Origin of the sequence: Ascidiaceihabitans donghaensis (genome assembly GCF_900302465.1) — a bacterium.
Classification (GTDB): Bacteria; Pseudomonadota; Alphaproteobacteria; order Rhodobacterales; family Rhodobacteraceae; genus Ascidiaceihabitans; species Ascidiaceihabitans donghaensis.
This window is the reverse complement of the sequence record NZ_OMOR01000003.1, coordinates 107,944-119,343: the sequence shown is the minus strand read 5'-3', so window position 1 is coordinate 119,343 and position 11,400 is coordinate 107,944. Positions and strand designations below refer to the sequence as shown.

At 55.8% G+C, this 11,400-nt stretch carries 14 protein-coding genes; 8 read left to right on the top strand and 6 right to left on the bottom strand.

Features of this window, described 5'->3' with window-relative positions; all coding sequences use genetic code 11:
• Positions 1-727: PAS domain S-box protein (locus ASD8599_RS19715; protein ID WP_146188251.1), on the bottom strand; the 727-nt coding region annotated here is incomplete at its 3' end.
• A 177-nt stretch (positions 728-904) separates the two neighbouring features.
• On the opposite strand from ASD8599_RS19715, the gene ASD8599_RS19710 reads away from it, so the two are divergent.
• From ASD8599_RS19710 to ASD8599_RS19700, 3 genes are read left to right on the top strand one after another with little or no spacing between them, the layout of a single operon-like run.
• A complete protein-coding gene (locus tag ASD8599_RS19710; RefSeq protein WP_108830493.1) occupies positions 905-1,960 on the top strand; it encodes a DUF4123 domain-containing protein in 1,056 nt (351 codons plus the stop codon).
• On the top strand, positions 1,953-3,875 hold the full coding sequence (locus ASD8599_RS19705) for a hypothetical protein (RefSeq protein WP_108830492.1): 1,923 nt from the start codon (positions 1,953-1,955) through the stop codon (positions 3,873-3,875). The genes ASD8599_RS19710 and ASD8599_RS19705 overlap by 8 nt, the downstream gene beginning before the upstream one ends.
• Positions 3,872-4,288 carry a hypothetical protein gene (locus ASD8599_RS19700; RefSeq protein WP_108830491.1) on the top strand — a complete coding sequence of 139 codons (417 nt, stop codon included), beginning with the start codon at positions 3,872-3,874 and terminating at the stop codon, positions 4,286-4,288. Before ASD8599_RS19705 ends, ASD8599_RS19700 begins: the two co-directional genes overlap by 4 nt.
• Positions 4,289-4,344: 56 nt before the next feature.
• Here ASD8599_RS19700 and ASD8599_RS19695 read toward each other — a convergent pair whose 3' ends face one another.
• A complete protein-coding gene (locus ASD8599_RS19695) occupies positions 4,345-5,061 on the bottom strand; it encodes a VIT1/CCC1 transporter family protein (protein WP_108830490.1) in 717 nt (238 codons plus the stop codon).
• A gap of 96 nt (positions 5,062-5,157) precedes the next feature.
• Here ASD8599_RS19695 and ASD8599_RS19690 point away from each other — a divergent pair, with 96 nt between their 5' ends.
• From ASD8599_RS19690 to ASD8599_RS19675, 4 genes are all read left to right on the top strand, one after another.
• Complete coding sequence (locus ASD8599_RS19690) at positions 5,158-5,826, top strand: Crp/Fnr family transcriptional regulator (protein WP_108830489.1); 669 nt, start codon at positions 5,158-5,160, stop codon at positions 5,824-5,826.
• A 96-nt stretch (positions 5,827-5,922) separates the two neighbouring features.
• On the top strand, positions 5,923-6,135 hold the full coding sequence (locus tag ASD8599_RS19685) for a YgaP family membrane protein (protein ID WP_108830488.1): 213 nt from the start codon (positions 5,923-5,925) through the stop codon (positions 6,133-6,135).
• Positions 6,136-6,138: 3 nt separating this feature from the next.
• Entirely contained in the window at positions 6,139-6,570 is a 432-nt protein-coding gene (locus tag ASD8599_RS19680; RefSeq protein WP_108830487.1) for a YeeE/YedE family protein, read from the top strand.
• Between the two features lie 3 nt (positions 6,571-6,573).
• The gene (locus ASD8599_RS19675) at positions 6,574-7,011 is read left to right on the top strand and encodes a DUF6691 family protein (RefSeq protein WP_108830486.1); all 438 of its coding nucleotides are present in this window, start codon (positions 6,574-6,576) and stop codon (positions 7,009-7,011) included.
• Between the two features lie 33 nt (positions 7,012-7,044).
• On the opposite strand, the gene ASD8599_RS19670 is transcribed toward ASD8599_RS19675, so the two are convergent.
• Both ASD8599_RS19670 and ASD8599_RS19665 read right to left on the bottom strand, forming a co-directional pair.
• The gene (locus ASD8599_RS19670) at positions 7,045-7,473 is read right to left on the bottom strand and encodes a c-type cytochrome (RefSeq protein ID WP_108830485.1); all 429 of its coding nucleotides are present in this window, start codon (positions 7,471-7,473) and stop codon (positions 7,045-7,047) included.
• A 71-nt stretch (positions 7,474-7,544) separates the two neighbouring features.
• Positions 7,545-7,940: a c-type cytochrome gene (locus tag ASD8599_RS19665; RefSeq protein ID WP_108830484.1), complete on the bottom strand. Its 396-nt coding sequence runs from the start codon at positions 7,938-7,940 to the stop codon at positions 7,545-7,547.
• A gap of 167 nt (positions 7,941-8,107) precedes the next feature.
• On the opposite strand from ASD8599_RS19665, the gene ASD8599_RS19660 reads away from it, so the two are divergent.
• Positions 8,108-9,250 carry an alanine racemase gene (locus ASD8599_RS19660; RefSeq protein ID WP_108830483.1) on the top strand — a complete coding sequence of 381 codons (1,143 nt, stop codon included), beginning with the start codon at positions 8,108-8,110 and terminating at the stop codon, positions 9,248-9,250.
• A 28-nt stretch (positions 9,251-9,278) separates the two neighbouring features.
• Here the strand turns inward: ASD8599_RS19660 and ASD8599_RS19655 are convergent, their stop codons facing one another.
• Together ASD8599_RS19655 and ASD8599_RS19650 are read right to left on the bottom strand one after the other, a co-directional pair.
• Positions 9,279-10,097, bottom strand: coding sequence for an aspartate dehydrogenase (locus ASD8599_RS19655; protein ID WP_108830482.1), 819 nt, complete (start codon positions 10,095-10,097; stop codon positions 9,279-9,281).
• A gap of 9 nt (positions 10,098-10,106) precedes the next feature.
• Positions 10,107-11,345 (bottom strand): urate hydroxylase PuuD, encoded by a 1,239-nt coding sequence (locus ASD8599_RS19650; RefSeq protein WP_108830481.1) that lies wholly within the window; start codon positions 11,343-11,345, stop codon positions 10,107-10,109.
• Positions 11,346-11,400: the final 55 nt, after the last annotated feature.

Sequence of the window (11,400 nt, the reverse complement as noted above, 5' to 3'; positions counted from 1 at the left end):
GAGCCAGTTCGGCCGCAAAATCGGTTCTGATCCGGTACGATGCCCCGATCGTGCGTTTTAGCAAAGTCAGGGTATCTGTGCATAGCACACGCAGATCGCACTGAACCGGTTTCAGATTGCTGCGCCGGGCGAAAACCGACAAACGGGTCGTCAAATCAGCGCCCATTTCAGCCGCTTCCAGAGCGTCCTTGATCAAAGGCAGTTGGCGATCATTTGCGCCACGCATTTCCAACAGTTCCAGATTGCCAACTATCACTGTCAGAAGATTGTTGAAATCATGTGCGATGCCCCCCGTCATCTTGCCGATGGCATCCAAACGCTGGGACCGCGACAAGGCATCTTCCGTGGCTTTGCGCCGGGTTAAGTCATGCAAAATGCCGACAAAGATGCGGCGGCCTTCGACCGCGCTGTGCCCCACGGACAGGTGCAGCGGAAAAAGGGAACCATCCCTGCGCAATCCTTCAACATCGCGGCCAGTGTCGATGATGCGCTTTTCGCCCGTTTCAATGTGGTGAGACATAAAACCGTCGTGCAACACCGCCAAAGCCTTTGGCATCAGCATGTTGACGCTTTGACCCACCATTTCGACCACATCATATTGAAACATCCGCCCCGCAGCAGCATTGATACGCAGGATGTTACCGCCTTGGTCGGACACGATCATCGCGTCCACTGCCGCATCCATGATGGCGTGTAAAATGGCGCTGTTTGTGGCCGTGTGAACCATCGCAAATATCCCTTTGCCTAACCCTGCCAAAGCTTGCGCCCGACACGCAAGGTTGAATTGAGATGCATCAAGGCGGGCCCAAATAACGGAAGATTCTTTTCCTGCGGGCTTATGCACGCAGATCAAGTGGTGTAGTGATCCTGAATATGCAATTTATGGTTGAGACGTGCGAGTAACATGACCGATGTAGCACAACACGATATTTGGGCATTGGATCACGCCGCGCCTTTGCCAGCTGCGGATGGCGCTTCCGTGTTGTTTCGCACCCTTGAAAATATCTCGCCCTTGGGCACCCAATTTGAACAAACCGATCCAAACAACGTACCGGACGGATTGATGGACGTGCTGTTCGGACAGGCAGAGACCGATGTGGGGCAAACATCCTCACCGCTTAGAACCTTTGTCATTCTGGATGCCGCACAAATTTTGGGCCTGCCCGAGATTCTGGAGACCTCCGGACTAGACCATGCATGTCTTTTTCAGGGGACAGGAGAACAGGACATGCGGGACGTGGCGCCGTGGATTGTTCACTTGGACAAAGACCACACATTCACACGCGGGTTGTTTGTGGACGGTGATGCGTCATGGCAGTTGTGGGGCACATCCAGCTATGTGTTGTTGCGCAGCAGGGACACTCTGGATGCTGTGCGTAAGCACTTTCGACGCTTCACCAAGTTCGAAGACACAAACGGCACATGGCTTTTTTTCCGGTTCTATGACCCCGACATCTTGCACCTTTATCTTGATGAAGCGGACATAGATTTCCGCGCCGGTTTCTTCGCAGGACCGCAAGACCAGATCATTGAAACAGTTGTTTATCACGCTGGACAAAGCTGGTTCGAGGGTGCGTGCCAACACATTGGCAGCACGCCGAACCGGAAAATCGACACAAAAGCTGCAAGGCGCATTGCCCTTCTGGCGGCTGCGGACCGCGAATTGGCAAACCTTGAAGACCGCGCGGCCCTGCAAAACGCAGCGATAGATAGAACACATTTCAAGGACACAGCCCGTGCCACCGTTCTGGCCGTTCATCCGCTTGGGTTTCGCGGCCGCTTTCATTTGCGATACTTCATCGCGTGGAACCTTGTTTACGGGGCTGACCTTGATCCGCTCAAGCCGGACATCCAGCACCACCTGAACGCGACGACAGTTTCTACAGAGACGCGGTTTCAGGCTATTTCCGAATTGATCCGCTCCCGTTTGGGGCAACGCATGGGGGCTCTCTTTGACTGAACCTGCAGAACTTTATGTCGCCGAAGACGATTGCACCACGGGCCAATGCGCAGCAGAAGCGGCCTTTATCCCGCAAGACATCGGCAACTTCGAACTTGATGCCTTGTTTGCAGGTCTTGAGGTCGATCAGAGTTGCGATTTGGGAATTGCGACAGTCGAAGACGAAATCCGGTCGGACGAACTGTTTCCTCCGATTTTTGCGGGCGCACCCATTACCTTTGACGGCGTCATCGACGTCTTTGCCCGCCGCTATCCCGAACGGGCGCAGCTGTTGGACATGCTGGTCAACGGCGAAGGCTACCAGATCGAGTTTGTGGATGACGTCTCGGGCGAAGAAACCGCGCTGCGTGCAGCCATCAGCCGCGATCACAGCGAATTGCGGCGGATCACATTCCTGCCAGGCGGTGGGCTGCTGTATTGGCGCGATGAATACAATGCGGCCATGGCACGCCTTGTGGCAAATCAGTACCGGCTTGAGACGCTCAAGCATTGGCGCATCGCGGACCGTAAAATCCTAATCACCACACGCATCAACAAAAACATCGACAAGTTCAACTGGGCCCTCGGGATGGACGACGATGATCTGGTGTTTGACGACGTCACCAATGATGACGGCGCGGATTGGTTGCACCGTGTCATGGGTGACTGGATGGTGCGGTCCGGTATTCCCGGCGCGGGTGCGCATGAAGAATTCATGGACAGCTGGTCCAGCCGCGTCATCTGGGGCACCTTGAATGTCATTGTCGGCGCGGCAGAAGTCATCGGGGGCGTCATGTTGGCGGCTGGCGCGTCCTGGACGGGCGTTGGTCTGCTGGCGGGCGGTGCCATGACCATCGCCGGGATCGAGGCTTTGACCCAAGGCATCGATATGCTGCGCACACCGGTCCAAAGTTCACATCAAACCGGATGGTTGGGGGACGCAGCCTTTGCCATGGCAGAACGCTTTGGCGTGCTTGACCAAAACGACCAACGGGCATTCACCAAATACTGGTCCTTTACAATGCTGGGGTTAAGCTTGGGGGGGGCCGGCGTTTCCGCGTTTTTGCCTGCGGCGCGCGCAACAATGCAAGGGGCCCGAACCGCACAAAACCTGTCCTTTTTGGCCCGCACCTCGGACAGGGTGGTCGATGCGGCACGTTTGACAATGGTGGGCATACGCAATGCACGCTTTGGACGTCTGACGGTGAACTTTGCCACGATGCCATCGGGGCGCATCATGATGAACATCAATGGCATTGGCAGGGTGGTTGCCGAAGCTTGGGAAAGCATCCCGCGATTGCGGTTGCGGCTTACAATCGCCCGCCAATCCCGCCTTCTTGAACGCGCCCGCAAGCTGCGCAGCGGCGAGGCCGGTATTCTTGCATTGCGCGGTGCCGTAACAAACACAAACCAAGCGCGTAAACTTGTCTATGATGTGGCCCGTCGCATGGGCATGTCAGGCCCAGAGCTGGATCAGCTTGTCAGTTCCATCCGTTTGGGCGGACGCGGCCAAAGCAGTGCCTTCAGGATAACCGACCGCTCGCTCCGAATTGCCGACGACATTGGTATGCCACGCTATATCGACGGCGTCGGGGCAGGCCGGTACAACGAATTGATCGCGATCAACGAAGTAGCCCATGAAATCGCCCACGCGCAGCGCTTTTCGCGGTGGCTCAAGCGGGGTGGCTCTGCGGATGAGTTTTGGACTAAATATGGTCGCAACGGTCCAAATGGCGGGCAACGGTATTATCTTGAAGAAATACGTGTGGAAACCGAAGCAATGAAAACAACCAGATCCATCGTAGAACCCCGTATAGCACTTGCGCGGGCGACGGGGAATTCGGATGAGGCTGACAGATTGGCAAGCTTGCTGGACATTGCCCGACGGGACTCAGAGGCGTACATCGCCGCCAACCGCCGGAGGCTTGGCCAATGAACACCCGAAATGACGCCCGCTTTTTTGAAAGCCTTATGCAAGACCGTGCCCAAAACCTGTACGACCAGTTGACCAAGGGCAAATCAACCCGCGACATCATGGAAATGGAGGACGAGCTTGAAGAAAAAACCTTTATGCCGCGCCTGCTGGCCGAAGTCGCAAGAGGACTGCCCGAAGCCCGCGCAATGATCGATGCGTTGGATCAATCATCCTCCGCGCCCGTCGACCTGATATGGGTCAAAGTCTACCCCGGTTACGAATACGGGCAATTGGGAAGCGCACGGCGCACCCGCCAAGACATCCTTTCGCGCCTCAAGGACATATCCTTTCTGGATTTTGGTGATGATGCGGACGCATGGCGGGAATGGCTGGAGGCATTCGAAAATGAGCCTCCGTTGACTGGCTATCGCTAGAAGGCTGGCGCCCACGACGAGCATGCGACCTCATCGGCACATGGCGGACCACAAGATCATCCAGCGTGGAACAATCCCCCGACCCCATAGGCCAGCAACGCTGCCATCCCGCCAATAACCAGTGTTTCGGTCCCCGAACGCCACCATTTGGACAACGACCAGTGGCTTTTGCCTGCTCCGATCAGGAAAAAGGTAACAAGCGTCGCATAGATCGACACGACAAAAGGGTTTGGCAGATCGAACACAAAAGGGATCAAAGGCACTGCACCCGCGACAAGGAACGCCGCAAATGTTGATAGGGCCGCGCGAACAGGGTTGGGACCCTCGCGAGGCAACCCGTATTCGTCCGTCAACATAAGGTCGATCCACTTTTGCTTTTTGTGTGTGATCTCTTCGGTTGCCTGTTCCAGAACACCCCCCGAAAGCCCGCGCTGTGCAAGGATCTGGCGCAGCTCTTCGCGTTCGCCATTAGGATGATCGGCGATGTGGCGTTCTTCAATCTGGATAATGCGTTTGCGGTCGTCCAGTTCGGCCTTGGTGCCGGAATAATTGCTGGCCGCCATAGAAAATCCGTCAGCCAGAATGTTCGCCAAACCAAGGGCCACGATGATGCTATGGGGCAATCCCGCCCCAGCGACCCCGGCCACAATGGCAAAGGTTGTAACCGCACCATCAATTCCACCGTAAATCATGTCTTTTAGTGGGTTGTACTGCTGGCCTTGTGATAACCGTCGTGCAATTTCTTGCGGGCTGTGTCCGTGTTCCAATGTCATAGGGGCATTTTAACGGACTGTCGTGCCGCGCCATTGATGGAGATCAATAAACACCTGCGACCAAGATGCTAGGACACCCAGAACAAGGGATAAAACATGCTTGAAAAACTGACATGGCGGCGCCATTTCCCCGGCCTGACCGGACTTTCAAAGACGGTTTCCGATCTGCTTGATAGGCAGTCCGTGCCCGCTGCGCTGAAAGCCGGTGCCGTGATCTTTGGCCCCGGCAATCCGCCCCAGAACCTGTTGTTGCTTGTGTCGGGTACCGTACGTGTGCAACAGCTGTCAGAAGCGGGCCGCGAAATCGTGCTGTACCGCGTCCATGCTGGCGAAAGCTGCGTTCTGACCACGGCTTGCCTGCTGGCGTTTGAAGAATATTCAGCCGAAGGCATTGCAGAAACCGATGTTGAAGCCATCCTGATCCCGCGTGACACCTTCGATGAACTTATGTCGGTTTCAAAGGACTTTCGCGCCTTTGTGTTTGAAGCATATTCAAAACGGATCACGGACCTTTTCATGGTCATCGAAGAAATCGCTTTCAAACGCATGGACATCCGGGTGGCGCAAAAACTGCTGGAACTGCAAGACGCGCAAAACACGCTACACCTGACACACCAGCAAATGGCGGTTGAATTGGGAACGGCCCGCGAAGTCATTTCACGGCAGTTGAAAGAATTTGAAAGACGGGGTTGGCTGACACTAAGCCGCGGCGTGATTGAACTGTGCGATGTCGCGGCCATTGGGCGTTTGGCAAACGCGCCGTAAAAATTCCCGACAGCTTGTGACAAAATCACAGACGGCGCATCCAAGGTAGGGGACAAGACAACGTAACCCTTGGGTCATCCTTGAAAGGACACCGACATGATCGCAAATCTTGGACGCTTCGACCGCCTGATCAGGGCCGTTGCAGGCCTCGCACTCTTTTTTCTTCCCCTGCTGAACATGCCCGCAATCTGGTCCAGCGCCGCTTTGGCCTATGGTAGCATGGGCGTCGGGGTCGTGCTTTTTCTGACTGCATTTTTCCGATTTTGCCCGCTATACCGCATCATCGGTATCTCAACCTGCAGGATTTGATCCATGGAAACATCGTTTACACCGCTTGCGTCCCTCACAGGGGGCGTTTTGATCGGTTTGGCCGCCGTTTGCCTTATGTTTTTGCGCGGACGGATCATGGGGGCGACCGGCATTCTGGCGGGCGCACTTTGGCCTGCAAGCCGGTCCGATTGGACGTGGCGCGCCGCGATACTGGCGGGCATGTTCACCGGACCTTGGATCTATTTCGGACTCACAGGTGGATTGCCTGCCATTGACGTGCCTTCAGCCACGCCCTTGTTGATCGTTGGCGGCGTTCTGGTCGGCATCGGCGTGACCTTGGGCAGCGGTTGCACATCTGGTCACGGGGTCTGTGGCATGGCACGGCTTTCGCCGCGGTCGTTCGCTGCAACACTCACATTCATGATAACCACTGCGTTGACCGTTTATGTGGTCCGCCATCTTTTGGGAGCGTGAATTATGCGCATTTTTCTGACATTCTTGACAGGGGCGCTGTTTGGCACCGGCATTGCAATGTCGGGCATGGCCAACCCCGCCAAAGTGATCAACTTCTTCGACATTGCAGGCACATGGGACCCAAGTCTTGCCTTTGTGATGGGCGGGGCCGTGATCGTGACGTTCATCGGCTACCGTCTTGTGCTGAAACGGCCTGCACCGGTGTTTGAGCCAGCCTTTGACATCCCAAACAACCAAAAACTTGATGCAAAACTTCTAACAGGTGCGGGCGTTTTTGGGATCGGATGGGGCATTGCCGGATTTTGCCCGGGAGGCGCACTGCCCGCTTTGGGTACGCTCGACACCCGCGTGATCATCTTTGTTGCAGCGCTTGTGGGCGGCATGTTGGCAACGCGCTTTGTTATGGGGCAGATCACAGCCCGTACGCAACAAACCGGTTGATCATCAAACCCAGCCAAACCTGATGCGTCCGGCCTATTGCTGTATCGTTTCCAAATAATCCAGCAAGCTTTCGAAATCTGCTTCCAGCACTTCACCGTCAGCGCCGCCTTTTGGATAAACATGTCGTAACCCGACACGCGCGAAATCAGGCATAGGCCCTGCCAGATCGTTTTCTTCAGTCAATCCAAGAACGTATTTACGCACAAAGGCGCGCGGAACCTGCCCGCCATTGCGCATTTTCAGTCCAACCAGATCAGGCGGGGCAGCACCCAGTCCCAGCGATGCAGGTCCACCACCTTCTCCTGCGGTTCCATGGCATTGTGCACATTCCTGACCATAGATAGTTTTCCCACGGGCCACCGTTTCGGACGCGAACGCGGCAGCGCTATGCGACGGGGTCTGCGTACATGCCCCAAGAAAGGCGGTGCAAACGCTGGCGATGATAACCGTTCTGACAGTCATGGGCATAACTCCTTGATGAAGGGAAGGTGTTCGGGGTGCAAAGCACCGGACCGAAATGATTGGCATGCCATCTATTCCTGAATTTCCTTCAAGAAGGCGACCAGATCGGCAATAGGCCGACTGGTCAAAACCGGCTGTCCGCTCTCTGTTTTCAGCGCGGTGTCATCGCCCTCAAAGTAAGGACCATAGACCGGCATCGGCGATCCGTGGCTGACCAACGGATCGCGCCCGTCAATACGGGTGACGACGCGTTCCATCGGAAAACCATCATGGCGCTGCACCAGATTGCGCAACGACGGTGGTTGCAGGATCAATGCAGGGGCCAATGGTCCGTTCCCACGCGCCTCAAAGCCGTGGCAATCGGAGCAATGCGTCTCATACAGCGCCGCACCAATGGCCGCATCCTGCGCAATCGCAGGGTTCTGGATCACAAGCAGGGCAAAAAGCAATGTACATGTCTTTTTCATATGGGTTCTTTCGTTGGACACATCACACTTACCAGACCTTCAGGCGGTGGATTTTGATCTGCCTCAATTGGTGTAGCGGATGCAGCGATTTAGTCGCCCGTACGATGGCCCCAAAAACATCACCGGATATCTTTTCAGGTTGGACTTTATCGGTATAGGGTCACGCTATGACCGATCCCCGTCTTTCCGCCTTGTTCACACCCTGCCTGTTGGTCGATGAGGGCCGCATGATGCGCAACATTGACCGTCTGTCGAAACGGGCCCTCACATTGGGCGTGGCTTTGCGGCCCCATTTGAAAACGACCAAAAGTGTAGCAGCGGCGCGCTATGTCCTTAAAGATGGACACGGTCCGGCAACGGTATCCACCCTCGCAGAGGCCGACGCATTTGCACAGGCAGGCATCAACGATATTCTTTATGGCGTGGGCATCAGCCCCAACAAACTGGACCGCGTCATTGCGTTGCATCGCGCGGGTTGTCGGCTGACGGTTCTGCTGGATTGCGCCGCACAGGCAGAGGCGGTTGCGGCAGCGTCAAAAGCATCGGGAATAGCCATCCCCGCGATGATCGAAATTGACGGCGACGGGCACCGCAGCGGGTTAACCGCACATGGTCCGGCACTTACCCAAGTGGGCCGTATCCTACACGACGGCGGGGCAGAACTGGTCGGGGTGCTGTGTCACGCAGGCGAAAGCTATGGCGCTGTGGGGCACGCCGCACAGGTGCTGTCTGCAGAACAGGAACGGCAAGCTGTGGTCGATGCGGCCACGATTTTGCGGGATGCGGGGCTGCCGTGTCCAGTTGTCAGCGTCGGTTCAACACCAACGGCGCATGCCGCGCAAAACCTTGATGGTGTGACCGAACTGCGCGCAGGCGTTTACGTGTTCTTTGATCTGGTCATGGCCGGTCTTGAGGTGTGTACGGTCGATGACATCGCCCTGAGCGTACTGACCACGGTCATTGGCCATCAAGACGCAAAAGGGTGGACCATCTGCGACGCGGGATGGATGGCCATGTCGCGCGATCGTGGCACCGCCAACCAGCGTGTCGATCAGGGTTACGGGTTGGTATGTGATGCATCGGGTGCGCCCATTCGCGGCTTGTATGTGAAACAGGCCAATCAGGAACATGGCGTCATTGCCCGGCATCCCGACTTTAACGGAGACATGCCGGACCTGCCTGTGGGAACGCTTTTGCGTATCTTGCCAAATCACGCGTGTGCGACAGCTGCGCAACACCAGCGCTATCATGTTGTTCCAAAGGACCCGGATGCCGCATTGATGGTCTGGGACCGGTTCGGCGGCTGGTAGCACAGGCCACTGCTGTCACAGATGTTCCCTACAAGGACGAATACGCGAGCCGCGTTTCAAATTCTGTGATCTCGTGCAAAATGCTTAAGATCGTTGTCATGGACGTCTTCACATTTCCCGCCGATGGCACAGACCCAATCGACATCGAAAAGCGACACACAGGCGATACCGCCGTGTAGCTGTGCTGGTTGCTTGTGGCGTCCGGATCAGCAATCAATTCGACTGTCATATCGTCAAAACCGGCACCCGCCAAAGCAAGAGCCGCCACAACATTGGCGTTCTTCGGATAGGCGATTGCAGCTTCACGACCAGACCCCGAAAAGATCGGCGTGGCCGTCGTCAAAGCCGCAAGGTCCAAAACATCACCGGCCGGAGTTCCGGTCCATGCCAGTGCCGGCTTGATGCCGCAATAGGCGACATCAACTTTGCCGCTTTGTGCAGCTGTGCGCAGAATATCGAGACCGCCAATCGCACCGCTTGGCAGGATAAAGCGGGACTTTCCGGTTTGCGCGGCCTTGATGATCTTTTGATGTAAGTCTTCGTCTGCCAAAGCGCCAATCGAAGCTATGACCACATCCAAACCCTGCCTAAGCAAATCTGGAACGTGGCTGCCCACCGCACCGTGCCCCGCACATTCCACAACAAGCGATGGCTTTGCTGCGGCAAATGCATCAAGTGCCGTGACAAACCTGACTGGAATGTCTGAACCCTTGTTTGCCGTTTCCGCCAGAGCAGCCACATCTGTCGACGGGCGCACAAGAACGGTCACTTCGCGCACGCCCGTGCGTGACACAAGGTCCAACAGTCCTTTTGCAATACCGCCATACCCGATCAACCCAAGGAACATTGTCAAATCTCAGTCTGTTGCACGGGCAGCCTGTACCCAGGCGATGATATGTTCCCGATTTTCCGGTGTCATGGTCGAAATCGCATTCGGGGGCGGCATGGCATGGGTCAAACCAGCCTGAAGATAGATTTGTTCGGCCTGCCGTGCGATGTCACCTGTCGTTTCAAGATAGACATGCTTGGGGGCCCACCTGACCCCCTCCCAGAACGGTTCGCGCGCATGGCACATGGAACAATTGCCGCGCACAATATCATATGCCGTGTCGAACCCTTCGGCAGAAGCGAACTTTTGTTCATAAGCGGTCAGCGGACGGGCTTCGGCCTCTTCGAGGGTGACCGTCGGGCGGACGGAAGACAGCCACGCAATCACAATCATAAGCAAGACTGTGACCGCCCATGTCCAATGTGGGCCTTTGCCCGTTTTGTGCATGGTATTGAAATAGTGGCGGATTGTTACGCCGGTCAAAAAGATCAAGCTGGCGATGATCCATGCGTATTGCGTGCCAAAGGCCAGCGGGTAGTGATTGGACAGCATCAAGAACACAACGGGCAGAGTCAGATAGTTGTTGTGGGTGGACCGGACCTTGGCGATCTTGCCGTATTTCGCATCCGGTGTGCGGCCCTCTTTGAGGTCCTGCACGACGATGCGTTGGTTTGGCATGATCTGGAAAAATACGTTTGCCGTCATGATCGTTGCCGTAAAGGCCCCAAGATGCAGCAGGGCCGCACGCCCCGTGAATATCTGGTTATAGCCCCAGGACATGACCACCAAAATCGCAAACAAAAGCAGCATCAAAAATGTCGGATGGTCACTTAGCTTTGATTTGCACATCTGGTCGTAGGCCAGCCACCCAATTGTCAGGGACCCACCTGAAATCAGAATGCCCTGAAACAACGACAAATCCGCTTTGGTCGGGTCCAGCAGGAAAATCTCACCGCCCACCCAGTACATGATCATCAGCAACGCAGCCCCCGACAGCCACGTCGAATAGCTTTGCCATTTGTGCCAAGTCAAATGCGCAGGCATCTGCGAAGGCGCAACCATATATTTGATGGTGTGGTAAAACCCGCCGCCATGGACTTCCCATTCTTCACCGGACGCCCCCGCAGGCAGGGTGTCACTTGGCTTCAGCATCAAATCCAAAGCGATAAAGTAGAAAGAGGCCCCGATCCACGCCATCGCTGTGATCACATGAAGCCACCGAACCGAGAAGGCGGTCCAGTCCCAGATTATTGCAAAATCGTACATTCCTACCTCTCGAGATTCGGATTTGAAGGCATACTAGTCGAGGTAATATTGTTCT

Coding starts and splice junctions, on each gene's coding strand:
- ASD8599_RS19710 (WP_108830493.1), top strand. CDS start 905: ATGACCGATGTAGCACAACACGATATTTGGGCATTGGATCACGCCGCG.
- ASD8599_RS19700 (WP_108830491.1), top strand. CDS start 3,872: ATGAACACCCGAAATGACGCCCGCTTTTTTGAAAGCCTTATGCAAGAC.
- ASD8599_RS19695 (WP_108830490.1), bottom strand. CDS start 5,061: ATGACATTGGAACACGGACACAGCCCGCAAGAAATTGCACGACGGTTA.
- ASD8599_RS19690 (WP_108830489.1), top strand. CDS start 5,158: ATGCTTGAAAAACTGACATGGCGGCGCCATTTCCCCGGCCTGACCGGA.
- ASD8599_RS19685 (WP_108830488.1), top strand. CDS start 5,923: ATGATCGCAAATCTTGGACGCTTCGACCGCCTGATCAGGGCCGTTGCA.
- ASD8599_RS19680 (WP_108830487.1), top strand. CDS start 6,139: ATGGAAACATCGTTTACACCGCTTGCGTCCCTCACAGGGGGCGTTTTG.
- ASD8599_RS19675 (WP_108830486.1), top strand. CDS start 6,574: ATGCGCATTTTTCTGACATTCTTGACAGGGGCGCTGTTTGGCACCGGC.
- ASD8599_RS19670 (WP_108830485.1), bottom strand. CDS start 7,473: ATGACTGTCAGAACGGTTATCATCGCCAGCGTTTGCACCGCCTTTCTT.
- ASD8599_RS19665 (WP_108830484.1), bottom strand. CDS start 7,940: ATGAAAAAGACATGTACATTGCTTTTTGCCCTGCTTGTGATCCAGAAC.
- ASD8599_RS19660 (WP_108830483.1), top strand. CDS start 8,108: ATGACCGATCCCCGTCTTTCCGCCTTGTTCACACCCTGCCTGTTGGTC.
- ASD8599_RS19655 (WP_108830482.1), bottom strand. CDS start 10,097: ATGTTCCTTGGGTTGATCGGGTATGGCGGTATTGCAAAAGGACTGTTG.
- ASD8599_RS19650 (WP_108830481.1), bottom strand. CDS start 11,345: ATGTACGATTTTGCAATAATCTGGGACTGGACCGCCTTCTCGGTTCGG.